The sequence below is a fragment of the Chlamydiota bacterium genome, from assembly GCA_012729785.1.
GTDB lineage: Bacteria > Auribacterota > Tritonobacteria > UBA1439 > UBA1439 > UBA1439.
Window position 1 is genome coordinate 1 of sequence record JAAYCL010000006.1, and the last position, 22,298, is coordinate 22,298.

Annotated in this window: 21 protein-coding genes and 1 tRNA gene; 12 read left to right on the forward strand and 10 right to left on the reverse strand. The window is 68.5% G+C overall.

Annotation, left to right across the window (positions count from 1 at the left end; genetic code table 11):
- Positions 1-117 precede the first annotated feature (117 nt).
- Positions 118-193 (reverse strand) — tRNA-Asn (locus tag GXY35_01200).
- A 352-nt stretch (positions 194-545) separates the two neighbouring features.
- Here GXY35_01200 and GXY35_01205 point away from each other — a divergent pair.
- From GXY35_01205 to GXY35_01215, 3 genes are all read left to right on the forward strand, one after another.
- Positions 546-929, forward strand: coding sequence for an acyl-CoA thioesterase (locus tag GXY35_01205; protein NLW93216.1), 384 nt, complete (start codon positions 546-548; stop codon positions 927-929).
- A 223-nt stretch (positions 930-1,152) separates the two neighbouring features.
- Positions 1,153-1,827 (forward strand): flavodoxin family protein, encoded by a 675-nt coding sequence (locus tag GXY35_01210; protein ID NLW93217.1) that lies wholly within the window; start codon positions 1,153-1,155, stop codon positions 1,825-1,827.
- Between the two features lie 263 nt (positions 1,828-2,090).
- Positions 2,091-3,329 (forward strand): glycoside hydrolase family 18 protein, encoded by a 1,239-nt coding sequence (locus GXY35_01215; GenBank protein NLW93218.1) that lies wholly within the window; start codon positions 2,091-2,093, stop codon positions 3,327-3,329.
- A gap of 18 nt (positions 3,330-3,347) precedes the next feature.
- On the opposite strand, the gene GXY35_01220 is transcribed toward GXY35_01215, so the two are convergent.
- Positions 3,348-3,959, reverse strand: coding sequence for a LysE family transporter (locus GXY35_01220; protein NLW93219.1), 612 nt, complete (start codon positions 3,957-3,959; stop codon positions 3,348-3,350).
- A 123-nt stretch (positions 3,960-4,082) separates the two neighbouring features.
- Here GXY35_01220 and GXY35_01225 point away from each other — a divergent pair, with 123 nt between their 5' ends.
- The 3 genes from GXY35_01225 (at position 4,083) to GXY35_01235 (ending at position 5,855) form a co-directional block, all read left to right on the forward strand.
- Positions 4,083-4,640 carry a sigma-70 family RNA polymerase sigma factor gene (locus GXY35_01225; protein NLW93220.1) on the forward strand — a complete coding sequence of 186 codons (558 nt, stop codon included), beginning with the start codon at positions 4,083-4,085 and terminating at the stop codon, positions 4,638-4,640.
- The gene (locus tag GXY35_01230) at positions 4,637-5,149 is read left to right on the forward strand and encodes a hypothetical protein (protein ID NLW93221.1); all 513 of its coding nucleotides are present in this window, start codon (positions 4,637-4,639) and stop codon (positions 5,147-5,149) included. Before GXY35_01225 ends, GXY35_01230 begins: the two co-directional genes overlap by 4 nt.
- Positions 5,150-5,273: 124 nt before the next feature.
- Entirely contained in the window at positions 5,274-5,855 is a 582-nt protein-coding gene (locus tag GXY35_01235) for a periplasmic heavy metal sensor (GenBank protein NLW93222.1), read from the forward strand.
- Between the two features lie 189 nt (positions 5,856-6,044).
- On the opposite strand, the gene GXY35_01240 is transcribed toward GXY35_01235, so the two are convergent.
- Positions 6,045-6,887, reverse strand: a complete 843-nt coding sequence (locus tag GXY35_01240; protein ID NLW93223.1) for a mechanosensitive ion channel family protein — start codon at positions 6,885-6,887, stop codon at positions 6,045-6,047.
- The gene (locus GXY35_01245; protein ID NLW93224.1) at positions 6,871-7,701 is read right to left on the reverse strand and encodes a hypothetical protein; all 831 of its coding nucleotides are present in this window, start codon (positions 7,699-7,701) and stop codon (positions 6,871-6,873) included. The genes GXY35_01240 and GXY35_01245 overlap by 17 nt, the downstream gene beginning before the upstream one ends.
- 237 nt (positions 7,702-7,938) lie before the next feature.
- Between GXY35_01245 and GXY35_01250 the strand changes: the two genes are divergently transcribed.
- Positions 7,939-8,343, forward strand: coding sequence for a GIY-YIG nuclease family protein (locus GXY35_01250; GenBank protein ID NLW93225.1), 405 nt, complete (start codon positions 7,939-7,941; stop codon positions 8,341-8,343).
- Here the strand turns inward: GXY35_01250 and GXY35_01255 are convergent.
- The 4 genes from GXY35_01255 to GXY35_01270 are packed head-to-tail and all read right to left on the reverse strand — an operon-like array spanning position 8,297 to position 12,483.
- Positions 8,297-9,520, reverse strand: a complete 1,224-nt coding sequence (locus GXY35_01255; GenBank protein NLW93226.1) for a glycosyltransferase — start codon at positions 9,518-9,520, stop codon at positions 8,297-8,299. The two genes, GXY35_01250 and GXY35_01255, sit on opposite strands and share 47 nt — an antisense overlap.
- On the reverse strand, positions 9,495-10,193 hold the full coding sequence (locus GXY35_01260) for a hypothetical protein (GenBank protein NLW93227.1): 699 nt from the start codon (positions 10,191-10,193) through the stop codon (positions 9,495-9,497). The genes GXY35_01255 and GXY35_01260 overlap by 26 nt, the downstream gene beginning before the upstream one ends.
- Positions 10,190-10,993 (reverse strand): trehalose-phosphatase, encoded by an 804-nt coding sequence (otsB, locus tag GXY35_01265; GenBank protein NLW93228.1) that lies wholly within the window; start codon positions 10,991-10,993, stop codon positions 10,190-10,192. Before otsB ends, GXY35_01260 begins: the two co-directional genes overlap by 4 nt.
- Before the next feature lie 11 nt (positions 10,994-11,004).
- Positions 11,005-12,483, reverse strand: a complete 1,479-nt coding sequence (locus tag GXY35_01270) for a trehalose-6-phosphate synthase (GenBank protein ID NLW93229.1) — start codon at positions 12,481-12,483, stop codon at positions 11,005-11,007.
- 197 nt (positions 12,484-12,680) lie between these two features.
- On the opposite strand from GXY35_01270, the gene GXY35_01275 reads away from it, so the two are divergent.
- The 4 genes from GXY35_01275 (at position 12,681) to GXY35_01290 (ending at position 16,652) form a co-directional block, all read left to right on the forward strand.
- Entirely contained in the window at positions 12,681-13,436 is a 756-nt protein-coding gene (locus GXY35_01275; protein ID NLW93230.1) for a class I SAM-dependent methyltransferase, read from the forward strand.
- Positions 13,433-15,403, forward strand: a complete 1,971-nt coding sequence (locus GXY35_01280; GenBank protein ID NLW93231.1) for a SpoIIE family protein phosphatase — start codon at positions 13,433-13,435, stop codon at positions 15,401-15,403. Before GXY35_01275 ends, GXY35_01280 begins: the two co-directional genes overlap by 4 nt.
- An 81-nt stretch (positions 15,404-15,484) precedes the next feature.
- A complete protein-coding gene (locus tag GXY35_01285; protein NLW93232.1) occupies positions 15,485-16,297 on the forward strand; it encodes a hypothetical protein in 813 nt (270 codons plus the stop codon).
- Between the two features lie 181 nt (positions 16,298-16,478).
- The gene (locus tag GXY35_01290; GenBank protein ID NLW93233.1) at positions 16,479-16,652 is read left to right on the forward strand and encodes a hypothetical protein; all 174 of its coding nucleotides are present in this window, start codon (positions 16,479-16,481) and stop codon (positions 16,650-16,652) included.
- A gap of 23 nt (positions 16,653-16,675) precedes the next feature.
- On the opposite strand, the gene GXY35_01295 is transcribed toward GXY35_01290, so the two are convergent.
- Entirely contained in the window at positions 16,676-18,616 is a 1,941-nt protein-coding gene (locus GXY35_01295; GenBank protein ID NLW93234.1) for a hypothetical protein, read from the reverse strand.
- 226 nt (positions 18,617-18,842) lie between these two features.
- On the opposite strand from GXY35_01295, the gene GXY35_01300 reads away from it, so the two are divergent.
- Entirely contained in the window at positions 18,843-21,119 is a 2,277-nt protein-coding gene (locus tag GXY35_01300; protein ID NLW93235.1) for a hypothetical protein, read from the forward strand.
- Here GXY35_01300 and GXY35_01305 read toward each other — a convergent pair.
- The gene (locus tag GXY35_01305; GenBank protein NLW93236.1) at positions 21,086-22,030 is read right to left on the reverse strand and encodes a proline iminopeptidase-family hydrolase; all 945 of its coding nucleotides are present in this window, start codon (positions 22,028-22,030) and stop codon (positions 21,086-21,088) included. The two genes, GXY35_01300 and GXY35_01305, sit on opposite strands and share 34 nt — an antisense overlap.
- Positions 22,031-22,298 lie beyond the last annotated feature (268 nt).

Below are 22,298 nucleotides of genomic sequence, written 5' to 3' on the forward strand. Positions count from 1 at the left end.
GCGGTCGTGTCCGGTAACCGCATCGAGCTCGCCCTGCGGGGAAATCCGCCGGGATTCCTTGCAACGGAGCCGGAAAAAGCGATGGCGCAGAGAATGGTGTTCTCTGCGCCATCAAAGTGGCTCCCCGGGCAGGACTCGAACCTGCGGCACGGTGGTTAACAGCCACCTGCTCTACCGACTGAGCTACCGGGGAATGCAGCCGTCGCTCGTTACTGGTTTCTCTTGTCTAGGGAAAACGGATGTCAGAGAACGGACAGAGTATAACAAAGGGGGCGGGGGGATGGGAAATCAATGCTATCATTTGGCGCGTGGGGTTTGAACAGCGCCCCGCAAAGGAGGGGGATCGAGGGGGAAGACGCCCCTGATGAATTGGAACAGGACCAGCGGGCGGACTGAGGTCAGCCCTGTAACAAGGGGCAGGAAAACACATCGGCGGACTCGAGACCGCCCCGCGGGGGACAAGGAAGGATAGGCGGCCTCGCGGCCGCCTTGCAGATGCGTTGTATTCGGGGGGCCCGGAGGGGCGTGGAGAAGGGGCACGCACGATGTACGTCACGACGATAGAACCGCGGTTCGGCGACGCGGACGGGATGGGGCACATCACCAACACGGCGCTCCCGCTCTGGTTCGAGCGGGCGCGGAACAGGGTCTACCGGGTCTTCAACCCGACACTCGACCTGACGAGGTGGAACCTCGTGATGGCGCGCCTCGAGGTCGAGTACAAGGGGGAACTGTTCTACGGGCGGGACGTTGAGGTGAGGAGTTCGGTCTCCCGCATCGGGGAGACGTCGTTCGACGTGGCGCAGGAGGCGTGGCAGGACGGCGCGCTGCGGGCGACCGGGAAGGTCGTTCTCGTGCAGGTCGATCCCGCCGAGAGGAGGCCATCGCCTCTCCCGCCCGACATACGCGAGGCGCTGCAGTCGCTCTGAAATGCCCCGGTCATCCGCCGCAGTTCCGGCTCATCAGGCGCGAACCCGGAGGCGGCGTCGACGCACGGGGCCCGGGGCCGGGCTTTCCGTTTGCCGTTTGCGGGCAGGTTGCCGGGATGGCTTTTAAAATGCAGCGAATCTCCGGGCGCTTTTCAGCCGGCCGAGAGATGGTTCAGCCCAAATGTCCGCGCGTTCGCCCGGCGGTTCGGACAGGAGGACCGCGATGAAGATCGTTCTGATCCACGGGAATCCCAGGGCGGGCGGCTTCGTCCACGGGTGCATCGACCTCGTCGCGGGGGAACTGGCTCGGGCGGGCGCGGAGGTGACGGTTGTGCGCCTCGCCGAGAAGCGGATCGCGGAGTGCACCGGCTGCTTCGCCTGCCTGCGGGAGGGGGCGTGCATCCACGAGGATGACATGGGCGGCATCATCGCCCTGCTCAGGGAAGCGGACGGCATCGTCACGGGGGCATCCGTCAGGAACGGCTATTTCCCCGCACTCTACAAGCGCTTTTTGGAGCGCATCACCTACCTCGTCGGCTTCCGCCGCGACCTGAAGGGGAAGCCGGTTCTCGCGATCGGCGCCGTGGGGATGGCGGGGGGGAAGAAGCATTTGGGGAGGGTGCTCACCCTCCGAGACTTCCATGCACTGCCCGCCGGATACCTCTTCTTCCGCACGGGGATACCGGGGACGTTGAAGGCGGAAGATGCCGGCGAAACGCTCCGCCTCGCCGCAGCGCGCTTCCTGCGCACGGTCGAGACGCGACCGAGGCCGAATATCCTCCGGCGCGCCGGATGGGCGCTGGACGACGCCGTGATGCGCCGGTTCATGTTCCGGAACGACCCGGACGGGGTCTACGCACACGTGGTTCGCGTCTGGCGGGAAAAGGGCCTGATGTAGCGGCGGGCGGCGCACCGTTCTCCTCCGTCGCGCCTGGTTCGTTTCCCGCGCCCGAAAAGCCGCGGCCCCGGGGGATCCTCGCCGCACTCGGGCCGCGGCGGCGAGGGCGCCGGCGATGGCGGTCCGTTCTCCCGCGCACGGAGACGGGAAAACCGGGGGAGCGAGAGGCGCGGAACGAACAGGCGCCCCTGACCGCCAATGCACCGGAGCCATTGCCGAGGGATGGATTTTATGCTACTCTTATCATTGAGAGGGCGCTTGCTGTGGATGCCTCCCGGGCATCGCCGATCAAGGCGGCATATGTCCCGATTTTCATGAAAGGGACTAGCGGCTTCCTTTCGCTCCTCTCCATCCTGCTCCTCGCCGCACCGGTATCCTTTTCGCACGCCGAGTTCGCGCGCGTCGGGTATATCAACAGCGCCTCGTCAGCGTGGGAGAATTACACCCAGTTGTTCGATCACACCTACACGCACATCATCACTACGTTCCTGATCCCAGACGGCACCGGTGCGATCGACCCGTACGATGCCGCCAAGCCTGTTGTGGTCGAGGAAGGCGATAATCCTTTCGGCATCGTGCTCATCAATAGGGCGCAGGCGCAAGGATCCAAAGTCCTCGTCTCGATCGGCGGCTCCACGGTGTCGTACAAGGTATATACGGATATCGCATCCGATCCGAATGCAAAGGCGAACTTCATCGCCAACGTAATCGACTTCGTTTCGACGTATGACTATGACGGCGTCGACGCGAATTTTGAAGGGTGGGGGGGGGGAACAAAGGCCGCGGATCGGGACATCGTGGACCAGTTGATCCTGGACCTCGCCCAAAACGTGAAGGATGCATGCCCCGGCGCGCTGTTCACCGTCACCCTCGCGCCGCTCTATTATCTCCCGGCGAGCCCGAGCGCCACGGTGGTCAACTCCGATCTCATAGACATGGCCCATCACATGAGCTACGACTTCATGAGCCAAAAGTACCCGCCCAACGGGCCTTTTCGGATGCCCGGGAGTGTGCTGTGGCTCGCGTGGGACGAGGGGACGGTGGAAAGGTCGGTGTGGGGGGCGTTCAGCTATCTCTATGCAAAGGGGTATAATCTATCGAAGATTACGGGCGGCATCCCGTTCTACCTGACAGATCACTCCTCATGGGACAGTGTGCGCAACGACACCGACTGGTCCCTCGTCAGTCTGCACGCCTCCTATCTGGAGAAACAACACCCTGCCGACAGCCGCTGGGTCAACGATCCGGAGGCAATCGAGGCGAAGATCGCGGAGTACAAGAAGATCGGGCTTTCGGGCGTGATGGAGTGGCAGGTGGGCAAGGAGGGGACGACGGGCGACCTCAGCCAGGCGCTCTACGACGCCGCCACGAAACAGGATCCCCTGGTAATGCCCCTGACAATCAACTTCATGCCGCCCCTTGCCGATTGCCCCGGCTCGTACAGGCGCGACAGCGGCGGCGCGTACGGGTTGAGGGGCGACTACGGCTGGCAATCGCACTGAGCGCCACACCGGCTTGCCTCAGCCGCGCAGGACACCGAGGAGCGTCAACCCTTCCCTGATCAACACGAATCCGAAGATCGCGAGCAGCGCCCCGAGTCCGCGCATCAGCCAGCGGTAGGCGCGGCCGCCGAACCAGCGTTCCACGCCTCCCGCGGCCGCCGCCGCGGCCGCCTGCGCCCCCACGAGACAGACGTAGAAACCTCCCGCGAAGGCGAGCGCCGCGGCCGGCCGGCGCTCCCACCCGCTGCGCATCGCCGGCGCGCCGACCGTCATCCAGAATAGGTACGGGTTGGGGCTGAGCAGATTCACGATGACGCCTTTCCGCAGCGACTGCGGGGCGGCGCGGAGGAGCCGTTCGGCGCGCGGCGGCGTCCGGAGATTGCGGCAGCCGAGACGGAGCAGGTAGGTCCCCCCCGCGGCGGAGATCAGGCCGAGGATGAGGCGCGACTCCGAGAAACGCGAGAGGACGAACAGAGAGGCGAGGACGATTGGGATGTCGGTGAGGATCGGCACGAACGCGACCTTCAGCCCCTCGCGGACGCCGTGGGCGAGGGCCTGGGAGACGACGAGCGCCAGGAGAGGTCCCGGTGTGAGGCCCGCGGAGAGACCGAGCGCCGCGCCGATGCCCAGTGACGCCGCCAAGCCCTGTCCCAACGCCCGTCCTCCCCGGGATGGTATACTGAAAGTCGGAATTAACGGGATGCCCGGGGAACTCTTCTTCCCCGCGGCGCGTCAAAGATAGCAAAGGGAGCGATGCAGCCGCCACCGAAAGAACTCCTCATACGGGCGTCGGAGGGCGACGCGGAGGCGTTCGAGCAGATCTACCGTGCGACAGCGGACTACGTCTACACCATCGCCGTCGGGATCACCGGCAACCGGGCCGACGCGGAGGAGGTCGCGCAGGACGTCTTCGTGAAGGTCCACCGGGGACTCGGGAGGTTCCGTTTCGAGGCGTCGTTCACGACGTGGCTATACCGGATCACTGTCAACCGCGCCCTCACGGAGGCGAAAAGGTCCGGGCGGCGGCGCGCGCGGCGGGCCGAGTTCGACGACGGGATGGCGGTCGAGGATCCGCGCAACGCGACGCGCGAGACGGTCGAACGCGAGGAGAACGAAACGCGGGTGCGGTTTCTCCTGAAGGGGCTCAGGCCCGAACAGCGCGCGTGCATCGTGATGCGGGAGATGGACGGGATGCGGTACGGGGAGATCGCGCGGGCGCTGGGCGTGAAGCTCAATACGGTCCGATCGAGGATACGGAGGGCGCGGGAGGCGCTGTGCGCCCGCGCGCGGGCGGGGGGGGGGATGGAATGAACTGCGAAAAGGCGCGGGGGCTTCTCGCGGCGGACTACACGGACGGGGAACTAGACGCGGCGGCGCGGGCGGAGGTCGAGCGGCATCTCGAAGCCTGCGCGAAGTGCCGTCTGTTCGAGGAGGAGCTGCGCCGGCTGGCCGTCGAGCCGCTGAGGAGCGCCACGCGAATCGCCGCGCCCGCCTCGCTCTGGCCGAGGGTGCTGCGGGCGATCCGGCGGGAAGAGGAACGGGGGGTGCGCGCAACGCTCCGCCGCGCATGGCGCGTGCTCCGTCTCCCGGCCACCGCCTACACCGCGGCGTCCGCGGCGGCCGCGGTCATCGTCGCCGCCGCGGTCTTCCGGGGTCTGTACGCCCCGCCGAACGGTTCGCGCGCGGCGGCGATCGACGCGGAGGAGCTGCATGCCTACCTCGATGAGCAGTATTCGATCCTCGCCTGCGAAAGCCGGGGCGGGTCTGCGGAGAGCGGCGAGGCGGGGTTCGGCACGCTCGTGGAGGAGTACCTGATGTGACGCGGAACTTTCCGCTGCCCCGGTTCGTCAAAGGGGTATAATGGGGCGGCGCCTGGCCGCGCCGTCCGTGCTGATGGGACCGCGCCGCGGCTTCACAAAAGCGGCACAACGAGAGGGGGCAGAGATGAAGGCACGACTGATCGGTACACTGTTGTCGATTGCGGCGGTTCTGCCGCTCGCGGCGGCGACGGCGTACACGCAGCCTGTGCCGCCGCCGGAAAAGGACGCGCCGGCGGTGGCCCCGGCGACCGGGGAGGAGACGCCGCCGCTTCCCCCCCCGGAAAAGGAGGGCGGATGGAGGATGGGGAGACGACTCGGCAGGCAGCAGTTGAAGGAGCTCAATCTGACCGCCGAGCAGCAGGAGAAGATCGACGCGCAGCGCAAGGAGCAGAAGGCCGTGATGCGGGTGGTGCGCGACGCGCTCAAGGCCAAGCACGAAGAGCTCCGCGCCGAGATCGACAAGGAGAAGTCGGATCCGGCGAAGATCGAGGGTATCGCCGCCGAGCTGAAGAAACTCGAGGCCCAGCGCATTGACCAGGAAGTCAAGGGGATCCTCAGGGTGAAGGAGACGCTGACCCCCGAGCAGTTTAAGAAGCTCAGCTCGATGCGCGAGGAGCGCAGGGCGGGGAGGCGTGGCCGCATGGGCAGGGGGCCTCGCGGCCGCGAAAAGGGCGAGCGGCCCGACGAGGCGCCCGTGGCCGATTGACCGGGTGCCGGGGGCGCACCCGATAGCCGAGAGCACTGAAGCAGACGGGGGATACCGTACCCGGACGCGGGTATCGTATCCCCTGTCTCGTTCCTGAACCGTTCATCGCGATCGGGTCGTCGAATTCGGGCGCGGCGCCCCGGCGGATCGGGCACCGTGCGTCGTTCCGGCTGCCCGAGGGGGGAGCGGTCAGGCGCCGAGAGGGATCCCGACGGATGCCAGGCGCTCATGAACCAGGGCGAGGAGGCGGGGGCGCATCGTGGCGGCTTTCCCGAACCGGGCCCGCGCGAGTAACGTCAGCTCGGTGTTCCGACCCACGACGCCGGTGCCGGCGATGATCTGCCACGGCTCGACCAGGTTCGGCAACAGGGCGACGGCGTCCCGTCCCAGTCCATCGAGGATCTCCAGCGCGCGCGGGAGATCCCCGGTGGCGACCGTCATCGTCACGGTCAGGGTCGAGAACCTCCCGCGGCTGAAGTTGCGCACGGTGCGGATCTCCCCGTTGGGGATCACGTACATCTCCCCCGACGGGGCGCGGAGCAGCGTCGCCCGCAGGGTGATGGATTCGATCATCCCCTCGACGCCCGCGATCTCGACCTTTTCCCCGACGGCGTAGGTGTCGGCGAAGATGAATCCGACGCCGGTCAGCACGTCCCGTATCACCGGCGCAGCCGAGAGGCCGAACGCCGCGCTGAAGAGACCGATGACCCAGACGAGCGTGTCCACGCGGATGAAATGCGAGGCGGTGATGAAGGTGGCGATGCCGAAGGCGAGAAAGCTGATGAGGCCCGAGATGAGCGCCTCGAGCGTCCGCTGCCGCTCGGGCGTCGCGGCGCGCACGCGGGGGGTGAGACTCCGGAGACGCACCATGTGCGCGGCGAGGCGACCGGAGAGCCGATGGGCGAGCCATGCGCACAGGTAGATGACGAGGATCGCCGCCCACGGCTGCACGCGGGGGAAGGACGACGCGACCGCCGCGCCTTCAGCGGCGGCGGCGCGGCGTATGAACAGAGCCTCAAGGAACGCCGTCATCGTCGTCGTTTGTTGCCGGTGCGAAGGCGCCGGCCGCGGGTGACATATCCCGATTGGCTTCCCATCCGCCCCCGAACGGGCTTATCTTGTCGGAGACCCAGGTCCCTGAAAGCGTCCCGTCGACGGCTCTCCCCTTGAGGATCAGGTCCTGGGCGCCGGGCGTGGAGGGGGAGTCGAGGAACAGGGTGACGGTATCGAGGTCTATGAAGCCGAGGATCGAGGCCTCCTCGAGCTCGTCCTTGCCCGAGAAGGTCCCCTCGACGATGAAGTTGTCCGGGTAGCGCGCGAGCGTCATCGTGCCCGAGCCCAGCTCATCGAGCGTGACGTTCCAGGTGCCGTCGATCAGTATCGAAACCAGTCCCGAGGCGAGGTAGAAGCGGGCGCGGGCGAAGCATCCGTCGATGGCCTTCGCCTCGGCATCCGCGACGTTCGTCACCGCGGTTCCCGCGGGGAGAAGCGCGAGCAGCGCCTGATACTCCCCCCGGGCCAGCCCCCAGGGGATGTCGATCGAGAGAAGCGTCGCGTCCACGGCCCCGGGAAGGCCCGGGACCGCGAGGGCCAGGGGGAACGGCCCCGGCGCCGGCGTCCCGGCAAGCGACATGAAGTAGAGCCCCCCGCCGGGGGCGAGGACGACCGCCCAGGCGTCGAAAGCGCCGGGGATGGCGTCGGCGTGGCCGGTCACCCGCAGCCCTTCACCGGCGCGGTAGACGGTGTAGTTGGTTGCGACCCAGACCGTCGCCTCGCCGGGGGCGGCGCCGCACAGGGTCGCGAGCAGCAGGGCGGTTCTGCAAAGAGCGGCGACGGGCGTTTTCACGGTTCTCCCTCCGATATGGATTTCGCCACTGCGTGGAGTCTCAGGGATCCGATCACGCACAAGCATACCGCATATGCGGTTCGGACGCGAGCGTTTCCACACAGGCGGTCCCTCCCGGCCGGCGCCAAGCGGATACCCGGCGCAGGCGCCTGCTCGGGATCCGATCTGAACGTTCCGGCGCGAACGTTTTGTGGAATCCGGTGGCGTGTGGCACCATATTGAAAGGGGAGGGAAAGGGTGAAAACCGGATGGTGCGTGTATATCCTCAGGTGCCGCGACGGGACGCTGTACACCGGCGTCACGAACGACCTCGACCGGAGGCTGCGGGCGCACGAAAAGGGAACGGCTTCCCGCTACACGCGTTCCCGCGGGCCGGTGGCGCTGGTCTATCGCGAGGCATCGCGCGGCAGGTCCCGCGCCCTGCGGCGGGAGGCGCGGATCAAGCGGCTGAACCGGGTGGAGAAGCTGCTCCTGATCCACGCGGGACGCGGCGCGCTCCCGTGCAGGCACGAATCCGCGGGGGAGGATGCGCACCGCGCGCGCGGGGGTCTCACGAGAACTCCCCGCGCGCGCCCGCCCGCCCGCGGCGGGGAGGCTACAGGTAGACGACGTCGCCGGGGGAGAAGAACGAAAGGAAGGTGAGCAGGTAGTCCCGCACGTGCCGGGTGATGAGGAAGTTGTTCTTCACGTGCTCCCGCCCGTTCGCCCCCATCTTCACCGCGAATTCCGGGTTGTTCAGCATCTGCTTGATCGCGTAGGCCGCCCCCTCGATCGAGCGGCTGAGCAGGCCCGAGTATTTGTGCGTGACCTGGAGCGGGATCCCCCCCACGTGCGAGGCGACCACGGGCTTTCCCTTCCAGAGCGCCTCCGACACCGTGAGCCCGAACCCCTCCCTGATCGACTTCTGGACGAGCACGGTGGAGGCCCGCTGGAGGGCGTTCACCTCGATGTCGTTGTGGGGAAGCAGGAGGATGCGGATGTCCGGGTCGTTCGCCGCGCGCTCGCACACCTCGCGGTAGACCGTCATCCCCTCCGGGTCGTCCACGGCGGTGCCCCCCGCGAGGACGAGCCGGCAGTCCGTGTACGGCTTCACCAGCCGGTACGCCTCGATCACCCCCAGCGGGTCCTTTAAACGGTCGAAACGGGAGATCTGGGTGACGAGCGGCTTGTCGGCGGGGATCTCGTACTTGGCCAATACGGCATCGATGGTTTCCCGCGGAAGTTCCCGGTTCTTGTCGCTCAACGGGTCGATGGAGGGGGAGATAAGGAACTGGCGGATCGGGAGCGGGTGGGCGAAGCGCGGGGCCGAGAAGATGGCGGCGTCGTAGCCGACGATGAAGTCGTGGAGGAAACCCCAGAGCTTCGGATCGGGGGCGGAGACGTCGACGTGGCAACGCCAGATCCATCGGTTCCCCCCCTTCTTCCTGATCAGGGCGATCGGCTGCGGATCGTGGATGAAGACGATGTCGCCGCGGATCTCCATCGTCTCGATGTTCCGGCGGCTGGTCTCCATGAAGATCTCGAAGTCGGTCTGGGTGATCTCGACCCCTTTCCCGTGGAGCGAGTTGTGGAACTTCTTCGTCACGTCGAAGAACTGGTTCCCCCCCGTGATGACGTCCCAGCGCGCCTGCACGCCGAGTTCCGTGAGGATCGGCAGCATCCGGTTGAGGATCTCGGCGACGCCGCCCCCCATCGCGGTCGAGTTGACGAACTGGACGCTCCTTCCCTCCAGCCGGCTCGCGAGGAAGCGCAGCTCGTCGATGGTGGAATCACCGACGATCGGGGCGTAGTCGTCAATGTGCGGCGTGGTCGGTGTCATCGTGTTCCGCGATCCTCCTGGAGACGAGGGCGACGAGTTTCTTGCGCAGCTCCTCGAGCGTGTAGGTGTACGGGTCGAGCGCGGCGATCCGCTTCGCCAGCTCCGGCTCCCCGAGCGAATCCTCGAGCCAGTGGGAGAAGTCGTTGGTCTTCTTGGCGAGCCGCAGGCGGGCCTCGAAGATATGGAAGTAGATCGAGTGGATGCCGACGCGCCGGAGCGCCTCGGCGAACTCGCGGAGGTTCCAGACGACATACGGGGCGGGGAAGACGAAGCTGACGGCCTTTATGAAATAGAACTCCTCGCCCGGCGCCGCGCGCCGGAGGGCGGCGTTGGGCGTCCGGGCGAGGTGCTCCTCGACGACGGCGACGATCCTGTCGCGGAGGGCGGGGAGGTTCGAGAAGCGGATCGTGTCGATGCTCGCCAGCTTCTCCGCCAGCTCGTCGTCCCCCATCGACTCGGCCGCCCAGTAGGCGAAGTCGTTGGGCGGCTCGGGCGAGAGGTGCTGGTGCTGCTGGAGGAACCGGTGCGTGTGGTGGTAGACGCAGGAGTCCGAGGCGTTTTTGAGGATCTCGAGGAAACGGGGGAAGGTCGACGCCGAGAGGCCCGTCAGCTCCGAGAGGTGGAGACGCGTGTAGAACCTGAACGGCTGCGCGGCGCGCGCGGGTTCATTCATCGGCTGCAGCTCCTTTCCGCGAGGAACAGATCGAGAAACCGCCTGACCTCCCGCGTGTCACGGAGGCGGTAGCGGGCGTCCGACCGCCGGGCGTTCCCGACGCGCGCGGTGATCCTGCGGCGCCGGAACGACCGGAACGCGGCCTCGTCGGTGAGGTCGTCGCCGATGTAGACCGGGACAAGACCCCGCGCACCGCTGCGCCGCCGCAGGCGCTCCTCGATCCAGAGCACGGCCGAGCCCTTGTCCCAGTCCGCGGGGGGGAGGATTTCCAGGACCATCTTTCCCCGCTTCAGGCGCACGGCGCCGCGCCTAACGGCACCGGCCGTGGCGTCGCGCAGCAGCGCCTTCACGCGCGGCCGGTTCCCGGCCGCGACGAGGCGGTAGTGGAGGGCGCACGAGCAGCCCTTGTCCTCGATCAGCGCCCCGGGGATCCGCCCCGCCGCGCGCGACAGCGCCCGACGGACCTTCGCCACCGCCGCGCGTCCCTCCCGGGACGCGAAGACGGCGCGCCGCATCCCCGGCCCCTCGATCTCAAGCCCGTGGCAGCCGACGTAGACGATCCCGCGGAGGCCGACGCGCCTCCGCACGTCCCGGAGGGCGCGCCCGCTGACGATCGCGACCGTCACGCCGGGCGCGGCCGCGAGGCGCCGCAGGAGCGCCCGGGTCTCCGCCGGGCACGACGCCCCCGCGGGGGTGCGGGCGATCGGGGCGAGCGTCCCGTCGAAGTCGAGGAAGAGCGCCGCGTCGCGCCCGGCGATCCGCCTCCGCACCTCCCCCCATGACCGCAGCAGGTGGCGCACGGGATCTCTCCTCACTCGGTGAAGTCGAAGCGGAGGAGTTCCGAGATGATCTTGCCCGCCCAGCGGAAGATGTTGTTGACCTGGACGGTCCCGCGCAGGCGCGCCATCCTCCGCTGCCGTTCCGCCGGGGGCATCGTCAACGCCTCGTGGAGCGCGTCGCTCGTCTGCTCCCGGTCGTACGGGTTGATCAGGACCGCGTCGACGAGCTCGCGCGCCGCGCCGGTGAAGGTGCTCAAGACGAGGACGCCCTGCTCGTCGGTGCGGCTGGAGACGAACTCCTTGGCGACGAGGTTCATCCCGTCGTGCAGCGAGCTCACCAGGCAGACATCGGCGACCCGGTAGAGCGCGAGCGCCTCCTTCAGCGACAGGTGCCGCCGCGCCAACCGGATGGGGCTCCATCCCTCCGTGGAGTGTTTCCAGTTGATCTCCTCGATGCGCGCGTTGATCTCGTCGTTCAGGTCCTTGTATCTCTGGATGTGGATCCGGCTGAGGTGCCCCATCTGGAGGAAGACGACCTTCTCCTTCAGCTCGGGGTGCTTCTCGAGGAGCCGGTCGACGGCGAGAAGCCGTTCGGGGATCCCCTTCGTGTAGTCGATGCGGTCGAGACCCGCGATCACCGCGCAGCCGTCGAGCCCGAACTCCTCCCGGAGCGAGTCCCTGAGCGCGGCGCAGTCGGAGGAATCCGCGAGGCGGCCCAGGCCCTCGAAGTCGACGCTGATCGGGTAGGGACGGATGAGCGTCTCGTGCCCGCCGCGGGTGACCGACTGCCGCTCCCGGTCCAGCTTGCACTCGATTTCGCGGTCCAGGACCTCCATGAAGTTGTTGCAGTGGTAGCGGGTGTGGAAGCCGATCAGGTCGTTTGCGAGCAGCCCCTCGATGATCTCCCTGCGCTGCGGGCAGATGCGGAACGTCTCGTGCGCGGGCCATGGGATGTGCCAGAAGTGCGCGACGATGAGCCGGCTGCCGGCGCGCTCCTTGAGGTACCGGGGGAGGAGGCAGAGATGGTAGTCCTGTATCCAGACGAACGCCTTCCGGTCCCCCACCTCTTCCATCACGGCATCCGCGAACCTGCGGTTCACCTGCTTGTAGTAGTCCCAGTCCTCCTTCCGGAACTCCGGCCGGTTGAAGACCATGTGGCAGAGCGGCCAGAGGGCCTCGTTCGAGTAGCCGTAGTAGTAGGCGTCCTCCTCCTCCTTCGTGAGCCAGACCCGCCGCAGGGTGTAGCGGGGCTCCTCGGGGGGGACGGCCAGCGTGCCGTCCGGCCCGGTCACCCGGCGGTCCGCGTCGCCGTCGCCGACCGCCACCCACGTCCCGCCGCAGGCCTTCATCACCGGGTCGAGGGCGGTGATGACGCCCCCCGCGCCGCGCCGGCACTCGACCTTGCCCCGCGCGAGGACGTGGACGTACGGCTGCCGGTTCGAGGCGACCACGAGGAGGTAGTCGCCCAGCTTCTCACGCACCAGCCGCTCGATGCTTTCCTTGGTCCACATCGGACGTCTCCCCTCGGGCACCTCGGCCCCGCACCTATCCCGTCCGGGTACAGACGGATGATAGCATCATCCGAAGATGCGCGCAAGCCGCTGGTCGGATAGTGCTTGCTTTTGAAGACGCCTGCGCTACCATGTGAAACGCCTTGCGCGACGCGGGCGCGCGGCGTATGTCCCCGCGCGCCGGGGGAGGGAACGGGATGAGTCCGCGCGGGAGCCACTGGAAGGCGGCGAGGAACGCGGAGGCTTTCGTGAAGGGGCGGTCGGCGGCGATCCCCGGCGCCGCCCTCCAGGCCGAGATCATCGCCCGGCTGATCGAAACGTGGCGCCCCGGGGCGGAGAGGGTCCTCGACCTCGGTTGCGGGGACGGGATACTCGGCGAATTGGCGCTCAGGCGCTGTCCCCGCGCCTGCGTCTGGTTCGCGGACTTCTCCGAGCCGATGCTGGCCGCGGCGCGCCGGAGGCTCAAAGGGGAGCGGCGCGCCCGGGTCGTCGCCGCGGACTTCGGGACGCGGGCCTGGATCGCGGCGGTGGGGGAGGGAAGACCGTTCGACGTGGTGCTCTCCGGTTTCGCGATCCACCACCAGCCGCACCGGCGGAAGCGCGCCCTCTACGGCGAGATCTTCGACCTCCTCGCCGGGGGCGGCCTCTTCCTGAACCTCGACCACGTCAAGCCGCCGACGGAGGCGGTCGAGGAGCTGTTCACCGGTCTCTTCGTGGACCGCCTGTTCCGCCTCTCCGGCTCCGGGAGATCGCGCGCGGAGATCGACGCGGAGTACCGTTCCCGCTCCGACAAGAAGGAACGGCTCCTCGCCCCGCTCGAGGCGCAGTGCCGCTGGCTCCGGGAGGCCGGCTTCAGGGATGTGGACTGCTACCTCAGGGTGCTGGAGCTGGCCCTGTTCGGCGGCAGGAAGCCCGCCCGGCGCGCCGGCGCGCCGCGGGGGCGGCGCCCGTGAACCGGTCCGGGGGGATCGCCCTCAGGCTCGCCCTCTCCATCCTTTCGAGCTGCGCCTTCATATTCGCCGTCATCTTCTCCTACCAGTACGTCGTCTCGCGCCGCCTCATCCCCTGCAAGATCGAGGAGAACGCGAAGAACCTCGCCCTCCGCACCGCCCAGAGGATCGAGACGGTGATCCAGTCGGTGGAGAAGGTGCCGAACACGCTCGCCCTGTCGCTGGAGCACGCCGCCTACACGCGCGACGAGCTCCTCGGCCTCGTGCGCGGCGTGGTCGAGACGACCCCCGAGATCTACGGCTCGACCGTCTCCTTCGAGCCGCACCTGTTCGAGCGCGGGGCGCGCTGTTTCGGCCCGTACTACTACAAGCGCAACGGGGAGATCGCCTTCGCGTGGCTCGACGACAAGTACGACTACTTCAGATGGGACTGGTACGCGGAGCCGAAGAGGACGGGGCGGCCGGTCTGGACCGGCCCGTACTACGACGAGGGCGGAGGCAACATCATCATGGCCACCTACAGCGTTCCGTTCCACCGGAGCGCGGGGGGCGGGCGGAGGTTCGCCGGCGTCGTGACCGCGGACGTCTACCTCTCCTGGCTGGAAGAGATCGTCTCGGGGATCAGGATCGGGGAGACCGGGTACGCGTTCCTGATCTCCAGGGACTCGACCGTCGTGACGCACCCGAGGCGCGAGCTGATCATGAAGGAGAAGCTCCTGGATCTCGCCGCGGAACGGGGCGACGCGCAGATGGAGAGGATCGCGCGTGAGATGATGCGCGGGGCGAGCGGCTTCCTCCCCGCCCGCAGCATCGTCACGCGGCGGCCGGTCTGGATCGGCTTCGAGCCGATCCGTTCCACCGGCTGGTCGCTGGGGCTGAGCTTTCCGCGCGGCGAACTGATGGCGGACGTCACCCGGCTCAGCGCCGCGGTCCTGCTCCTCGGCCTGGCGGGGTTCGCGGCGCTCCTGGCGGTGATCGCCGCCCTCGCGGGCACCATCACGCGCCCGCTCAGGGAACTCGCCGCCGCAACCCGCGGCGTCTCCGGGGGCACGCTGGACTTCGCCCTTCCCCCGGTGCGACGCGGCGACGAGGTGGGAGGTCTCGCCGCCGCCTTGGCGTACATGCGGGACTCCCTCAAGACCCACATCCGGGAACTGACCGAGGCGACCGCGGCGAGGGAACGATTGGAGAGCGAGCTCGCCGTCGCCAGGAGGATCCAGGCCGGGATGGTGCCGGCCGAGGTCCCGCCGTTCCCGGGAGGGGAGCGCCTGGATCTGCGCGCGATCCTCGAGCCCGCGCGGCAGGTGGGAGGGGACCTGTACGATTTCTTCGTCCTCGACGACGGGCGCCTGTGCATCGTCGTCGGCGACGTGTCCGGCAAGGGGATTCCCGCCGCCCTCTTCATGGCCAGGACCATCACGCTCGTCAAGGCGGCGGCCCGCGAGGAGCGGAGCCCGGACGGGATTGTGGCGAAGGTCAACGTCGAGCTCTGCCGCCGCAACGAATCGTGTCTCTTCGTCACGCTCTTCTGCGCCATCGTGGACGCCGTGCGCGGGGAGCTCTGCTATGCCAACGCGGGGCACAACCCCCCGCTTCTCGCCCGCCGCGGTGAGAGGGCCGTCTTCCTGAGGGGCGGCGAGTGCATCGCGCTGGGGGTCGAGGAGGAGGCGGCGTTCAAGGAGGCAACGGTTTCGCTCTCCGACGGCGACACGCTCTTTCTCTACACCGACGGGGTCACCGAGGCGTTCGATCCCGAGAGGCGGATGTTCTCCGAGCCGCGGCTGGTCGAGGAGGTGTCGGCCCGCGCCGGGGATTCGGCGGCGGAGCTCGCGGAGGGGATCCTGCAAAGGATCAGGGAGCACGCCGGGGACGCGCCCCAGTCGGACGACATCACCATGGTTGTGCTAAAATACGGTGTGTGCGCGGCGCGGGGATCCTCCCCCGACGGGGGGGCGCCGCCGCCCGGCTAGGCGGGGGGGGGACCGGGCGCCGCGCGGGGTGCCCGGCGAGCGTTTGAGAGAACGCCGTCGCGGAGGAAGGAGGATGCGGCGATGAGCGGGGCGCGGTTGAAGCGGCTGGGCGTCACGGTGGGGATCGTTGTGCTCGCGGTGCTGCTGGTGCTCCTGTTCGCGCCGGGGCTGCTCATCTGCCCGGCGGTCGGGAAGGCCGGATCGCTGGCACTCGGGGTGCCGGTGCGGCTGAAGGGCGCGGGGCTGAGGATCTTCTCGAGCTCGGTGGATCTGAGGGGGTTCGAGGTGGGCAACCCGGAGGGGTACACGACGAAGAACGCGATCGAGGTGGGGCAGATCAACGTGCGCGCTCCGCTGACCCGCCTCCTCCGCAAGGTGCCCCGGATCGAGTCGGTCGTCATCAAGGAGCCGGCCATCACCCTCGAGCAGGGCCTCACCAGCTCAAACCTGTACGAGCTCCTCAACCGCACGTCGAACGTGCAGGAGGCGGGCCCCGAGATGAAGGTCGTGATCGGCAGCCTGCGCATCGACGGGGCGAAGGTGAGGGTCGTCCCCAGGATCGCGGGGATGCCCGCCGCGTTCGTGCCGCTGCCGCCGCTGGAGCTGAAGGAGCTCGGGGGCGAGGGGAACCAGGGGGTGACGATGGCGCAGACGCTGGCGTTCTCCCTCCAGGAGATCATCCGCTCGACGGTCGCCAACGGGGGCGGCCTGATCTCGCCGGAGCTCGGCGCTTCGCTCACCTCCGGCCTCGACGCGGTCAGCGGCGCCGGCCAGCAGATCACCGGGGCGGTTTCGGAGGCGGGGACGCAGGCGGTCGGGGCTGCGCGCGGCGCCGTGAAGGGTTTGTTGGAGAAGGCGGTCGGGATCACGGGGGCCGCGGGCGACGGGAAATGAGCGGTGTGCGGCTTTGTACCGTGTGACGTTGCTCCTCCTGCCGCCGTATCCACCCGCGCCGGCCGCGCCCGGCGAATGAATCCGGCAGAGAACCGGGAATGAGGGGCCGCAGGGGACCTGAGCGAACACCGCGGGACGGCGCCTCGCCTCCCTCACCCCCCGGGAGCGGCAGGTCCTCGCCCTGGTCGTCTCCGGGAATCTCAACAAGCAGACCGCCGGCGAACTCGGGATAGCCGAAAAGACGGTCAAGGTCCATCGCGCCAGGGTCATGCGGAAGATGAAGGCGTCCTCCCTCGCCGCGCTCGTCCTCCTCGCGACGAAGAGAACGGCTTTTCAGGCCGCCGACGAGAAGTAGCCGGCCGGCCGATCGCCGCAGGGTCACTGTTCGCCGGCTTCGATCTTGACGAAGCTGATGCGCCCCGGATGGACGGCGCACCGGAGGGGCGCCTCCCCGCCGCCCGGCAGCCGCACGCTGAAGTCCACCAGCCCCCCCGCCTCCTCCGTCTCCTCCGGCACAAGGCCGGTCCAGCTGAAGATCTCGTCGTGGTTCGGGATGAGGGGGGCGGGGTTCAGGAGCTGGACGCGCCCGCGCAGGTTTTCGAGAAGCCGGGGCCTCTCGGCGTGCGAACTCCCGAGGAGATCCCGGACGCCCGGCACCATGTCGGTCACGTCCAGCAGCCGCGCCTTCTCCCGGAGTTCCGCGACCACGCCGGTGTCCTTGAAATGCCCGGTCCAGATGATCGTGCGGCTGCCCTCGTTATAGTAGCGGCCGCGGATCACCAGGTCGTCGGAGGCGTCCTTCCATCGGACGTCGGACGCCTTCAGACGCGCGTCGCCCAGCACCACCTCGACCATGAACTGCCGGAACAGGTCGCCGTCGCGGGCGAGGTCCCTTTCCAGCGATGCCCAATCGCCCCTGATGAAGTTCAAAACGAAAGGCCAGGCGGGATTGTCCTCCACCATGTACGCCGCCCCATGGCGTCTCCCCGCGAGCCCCCAGAACGACTTCTCGGGGAGATGCATCAGCTCGAGCGGCGCCACCGGCAGCTTGGGGAGGGTGGCGCGCCTGACCTCGTCGAGACGGGCTTTCCCGTCCGCATCGTGCGCCGTTTTGAAGGCGGCGAAGGTGTGGAGGCTCAGGTGCGCCGCCGGCTGGTCCACGAGCCCGTCCCCCTGCGCTCCGTTGGCGCCCACGATGGAGAGGATCTCCGTCGGGGCGAACGGGTAGCGTTTCCGGTGCGCGTCGGCGGAGAGCCTCTCCACCCGTTTGAGGTGCTCCTCCGTGCCGAGCTCCGTCTGCAGTATCTGCCGGTACTCCCTCCCGATGACGCGGCGCACGAACGGCAGCCACTTCGCGAGGTTGACGGTGTCGTTGGCCTGCGGGGAGCCGAAGAGAGAGCCGGCGCAGCTGATGAAACGCGCCTCGACGTCGAGGAGGGAGCGGTACTGCGCGTAGGTGACGAAGAACTGGCGGTTCTTCTCCTTCTCCTCCGCCGTCCGGGATGCGCGCTCGGCGGCGTAGGCCCTGATCCTGCGGTAGCGCTTCGGGTAGTAGGGGCTCTCGACCCCCTCGAACCTCTGCACGCCCGGGTACTTGCCGGACGGGTCCGTGAGGTAGCCGAGGAACTCCTCGTACTGCGTGACGAGCTTCTTCTGCGCGCGCTCGTACAACCGCCTGAGCGGGGGGCTCGACTTGAAGAGCTGTTCGTTCTGCGACCTGATGTTCTGGATCGCGATGAAGTCGTCGAGGGCGTTGATGAACAGCAGAAACTCCGGGTCCTTCCGGAGCGCCTCCCACTCGTCGCCGAACGCCGTCACGGTTTCGCGGTACTCCTCCTTGAACGAGTGGAAGAGGCGGTTGGCGAGCTGGGCGAGGAGGACGCTCCCCTGGCTGTAGCCGATGAGCACCAGCCGTTTCACCGGCGGGGCGCCGCGCGCGAGGCGCCGCTCGTTTTCCGCCTCGAACTCCCGCGCCAACGCGGGGCCGACGCGCGTCCACGCGAGGCCGTGCTCGGAAGAGTAGAGGGCGGCGTGCTGCGCAACCGGATCCCCGGAGGTGTCGTAGGCGAGGATGCGGCAGGGGATCCCCTGCTCCGCGAGGAGCTCCACCAGGCGCCCGAAGTGCTCCTCCTGCCTGATCCGAAGCCCGGGGATGCGCAGGCCGGGGATGGCGAGGACCAGCGGCGCATCGGGGGCGGGGGCCGCCGGGTACAAATCGATCCGGGGGGGCGGGCTGACGAGGTCGAGCGTCGTGCAGCCGGCGCCGAAGGCGAGACAGGCGGCGGCCCCCAAACGGCGGAGAAGAGGCGGCGTGTCCACGGTGCGGTTCTCCGAGCCGGATGAAAGAACGATAGCTCTCCGCGCGGGTGCAGTATACTATGGGCTGCGGCGCGGGGCACTTCTTTTCGCGCCCTGTCGCGGACACTGCGGGCACCCGGCACGGCGCACGGGCGCCGCGGCGTGGCTCGCCCCCGGCGAGGCGGCCGGACGCGCATCGTGTCCGGCACGAACGAAGCGTTCAAAGGGTGACGCGCGGAGGAGGAAGATGAGACGGTGCGCCCTGGTCTGTTGCGCGGCGGCGGTGTCGGCATGGGCGGCGATCGGGCTCGCGGAGGAACCCGCCGCAGCTCCCGGAGCGGATGAACCCCCGGCCGCGGCCGCGCTCGCGTGGCCGCGCGAGATCGACGCCCCCAACGCGACGATCGTCGTCTATCAGCCCCAGCCCGAGACGTTCAAGGGCGACAGATTGACCGGCCGGGCGGCGGTCTCCGTGACGCCGAAGGGATCGACGGAACCGGTCTTCGGCGCGGTCTGGTTCGGCGCGCGCGTCTCCACGGACCGGCACGCGCGCACGGCGACGATCCTCGCGATGGAGGTCGCGCGCGTGCGGTTCCCCGGCGCGAGCGCCGCGCAGGAGGAGAGACTGGCCGGGATCCTGAAGGACCGTCTCCCCACCGCGCCCCTCGCGTTCCCGCTCGACAATCTGCTCGCGGGCATCGCGCTCGCCGAGAGGGAAGAGGCCGCAACCGCCGCCCTGTCGACCGCCCCCCCGAAGATCATCTTCTCCTCCGTGCCCGCGGTCCTCGTCGTTCTCGACGGGCAGCCCCGGCTGAGACCGGTTGAAAACGGCCGGTTGATGCGCGTGGTGAACACCCCGTTCACCATCCTTCTCGACCCCGACACAAAGGCGTACTACCTGCGGGGGGGTGATCGCTGGTACACCGCCGCCGACATCGCGGGCCCGTGGGCCGAGTCCGTGCACGCCCCGGAGGCGATCGTCGCCGCTGTCCCCGGGACCGCCGCTTCAGCCGGCTCCGCCGCGCCCCCCGCCCCGCATATCGTCGTCGCGACGGAGCCGACGGAGCTGATCGTCACAGACGGCCCGCCTGAATGGACGCCGATCGGCGGGAACGAGCTCCTGTATCTCGGCAACACCGGGAGCGACGTGTTCATGGAGATCGGGTCGCGGCGCTGCTATCTCCTTCTCGCCGGGAGGTGGTACCGCGCGGCGTCCCTGGACGGGCCGTGGGCGTATGTCGCCTCCGACGCGCTCCCGGAGGCGTTCGCGAAGATCCCGTGCGACTCCCCGAAAGGGGGCGTCCTCGTCCATGTCGCGGGGACCGCGCAGGCGAACGAGGCGGTCCTCGACGCACAGATCCCGCAGACGACGACGGTGCAGCCGGGCCCCGCGGAGCTGACGATCTCCTACGACGGCGCGCCGCGGTTCAAGGGGATCGAGGGGACGGAGATGCGCTACGCCGTGAACACGGCGGACGCGGTCATCCAGGTGCACGACGGGTACTACTGTTGCCGGGACGCGGTCTGGTACGCGGCGATGAGCCCGACGGGGCCGTGGGCGGTCTGCACGAAGGTGCCGAAGGAGATCTACACGATACCCCCGAGCTGCCCCTTGTACCACGTCCGCTATGTCAACGTCTACGGCGCGACGTCCGATGGGGTGTCCGTGGGCTACCTTCCCGGCTACACAGGCAGCTATGTCTACAACAACACGGTGGTCTACGGCACCGGATACGCCTATCCGCCGTGGAGCGGCGCGGTCTACATCCCCGCCCCTATGACGTGGGGGTTCCACCCGGTTTACACCCCGTGGTACGGCGAATGGGGCTATGGCTGGGGGCCCTGGCACGGCGAGAGCAGGGGATGGGTGAAGTGGGGGGACGGAGAGGGCGGCTGGTGGGGGCCGAGCGGCTACCACCCGGTGAGCTGGAGCGCGCACGACGGCCAGCTCACCGTGAACGGAAAGACCTACAACGTCAGCGGGTTGCGGGACGGCAACATCTATCGTCGAAACGAGCGTCCGGCGCCCCCCGCCCACCCAGAAGGGAAGGCGGCGCCCGGGGGCGCAAAGGTCGCCGAGGGTCTTGCGAACGATCTCTTCGCGGACAAACACGGCGACGTGTTTCGGAAGACCGGGGATGGATGGGAGCGGCGAGGGCGGGATGGGTGGACGAAGAGTTTCGCCCCCACGGCCGACACGGCCGGCGGGAAGCCCGGCGGGGTTGTCCGGGGGGAGCTGACGCAGACCGGCGAGCGGGGTTCCGCCCGATCGTCCGCTCCGGGGGGCCGCGGCCGCTCACAGCCCCCGGCGGATTTCAGCAAAGGCGATTTTTCACGGACCGGGCGAAGCCTCGACCGCCCGGAGCTCGATGCGCACCGCTACGCGCGCCAGAGGGGAACGGAGAGGGCGGCGGAGTTCGACCGGCATTGCGCGCATTTCAACAGGGGCGGTTCCGGGCGAAGCCTCGGCGGGCGGGGCGGAGGCGGTGTTCACGGAAGAGGCGGGCGCGGCCGGAGGCGCTGACCGCGGATGAGGGGCGGGTCGACGCGGTCGAGGAGGCCCCGCACGAGGGCGAGATATTCGCCGGTCTTTTCGAGGTGGTGGTTGTGCGAGGCCTCCTCGAGAACGGCGAGTTCCGACCCCGGGAGCATCCGGTGGTAGAACGCGGTCGTCGCGGGCGCCGCCTCGTCGAAGCGGCCGCAGGTGAAGAGCGCGGGAAGCCGGAGTTCCCCGAGCCGCTCCGCCCCCTCGAACCGTTTCAGCGAGCCCCGGATCGTGAATTCGCTCGGCCCCCACATATGCTCGTATACCCCGCGGCCCATCCTCTCGAAGGTCCGGTTCAAGCATTCCGGCCATGGCTCCATCCGGCAGAGGTGGCGCCGATAGAAGGCCATCATCGCATCCAGATACCGCGGGGAGGAAAAATCCTCCGCGTCCTCGCACTCCGCGATGTCCGCCTGTGTCTGTTCGGGAAGGAGGGACAGGTACCGCCGCTGGTCCGCCGCCCACCTCGACGCGCTCAGGCAGGGGCCGGACAGGATCAGGCAGGCCACGCCTTCCGGTCTCCGCGAAAGAAGGTAGTCGACCGCCAGCATCGCCCCCCACGACTGGCCGAGGAGGCAGACGCGCAGGAGGCCGAGAGACCGGCGCACCGTCGCGAGCTCCTCCACGAAACGCTCGAGCGTCCACAGCGACCGGTCCTCCGGCCTGTCCGAATTGCCGCCCCCGAGCTGGTCGTACAGGACGACGGGTCTTCTGTCGGCCAGCGTCTCCAGCGGCTCGAGGTAGTCATGCGTGGCGCCGGGGCCTCCGTGGAGCGCGAGCAGCGGGATCCCCGGCGCTTCGGGGTTCACGATCCGGTACCAGACCTTCCCGCCCGGAACTGGGATCGTGCCCTCCCGGATCGTCCTGTTCCCGTCCACCGCATCCCCCATTCGCCGTCATCTCCGCGCGCGCGGAGAGACCCGTACATTGTAGGACACCCGGCGGGCGGGGGCAAAAGGGATTCCGGCGGCGGACAAGGATCGCAGAAATTAGCTGCAGAAATTAGTTGTTGACGCCCCGGAGGCGTGTGCTAGACTGTGGACGGTCAGAATGAAGCTTGGGTATTATAGGTTGAGTAATCTATGAACCGCGAGCCGGCTACTTGACTCGCGGTTTTTCCACACCCAGGGCGGTTCTGACCGGCAGGGAGGCTGCGGC

Excerpts from the sequence above, each read along its gene's own strand:
- GXY35_01205 (NLW93216.1), top strand. The coding sequence starts at position 546 with ATGTACGTCACGACGATAGAACCGCGGTTCGGCGACGCGGACGGGATG.
- GXY35_01210 (NLW93217.1), top strand. The coding sequence starts at position 1,153 with ATGAAGATCGTTCTGATCCACGGGAATCCCAGGGCGGGCGGCTTCGTC.
- GXY35_01225 (NLW93220.1), top strand. The coding sequence starts at position 4,083 with ATGCAGCCGCCACCGAAAGAACTCCTCATACGGGCGTCGGAGGGCGAC.
- GXY35_01230 (NLW93221.1), top strand. The coding sequence starts at position 4,637 with ATGAACTGCGAAAAGGCGCGGGGGCTTCTCGCGGCGGACTACACGGAC.
- GXY35_01235 (NLW93222.1), top strand. The coding sequence starts at position 5,274 with ATGAAGGCACGACTGATCGGTACACTGTTGTCGATTGCGGCGGTTCTG.
- GXY35_01240 (NLW93223.1), bottom strand. The coding sequence starts at position 6,887 with ATGACGGCGTTCCTTGAGGCTCTGTTCATACGCCGCGCCGCCGCCGCT.
- GXY35_01255 (NLW93226.1), bottom strand. The coding sequence starts at position 9,520 with ATGACACCGACCACGCCGCACATTGACGACTACGCCCCGATCGTCGGT.
- GXY35_01260 (NLW93227.1), bottom strand. The coding sequence starts at position 10,193 with ATGAATGAACCCGCGCGCGCCGCGCAGCCGTTCAGGTTCTACACGCGT.
- GXY35_01270 (NLW93229.1), bottom strand. The coding sequence starts at position 12,483 with ATGTGGACCAAGGAAAGCATCGAGCGGCTGGTGCGTGAGAAGCTGGGC.
- GXY35_01275 (NLW93230.1), top strand. The coding sequence starts at position 12,681 with ATGAGTCCGCGCGGGAGCCACTGGAAGGCGGCGAGGAACGCGGAGGCT.
- GXY35_01285 (NLW93232.1), top strand. The coding sequence starts at position 15,485 with ATGAGCGGGGCGCGGTTGAAGCGGCTGGGCGTCACGGTGGGGATCGTT.
- GXY35_01300 (NLW93235.1), top strand. The coding sequence starts at position 18,843 with ATGAGACGGTGCGCCCTGGTCTGTTGCGCGGCGGCGGTGTCGGCATGG.
- GXY35_01305 (NLW93236.1), bottom strand. The coding sequence starts at position 22,030 with ATGGGGGATGCGGTGGACGGGAACAGGACGATCCGGGAGGGCACGATC.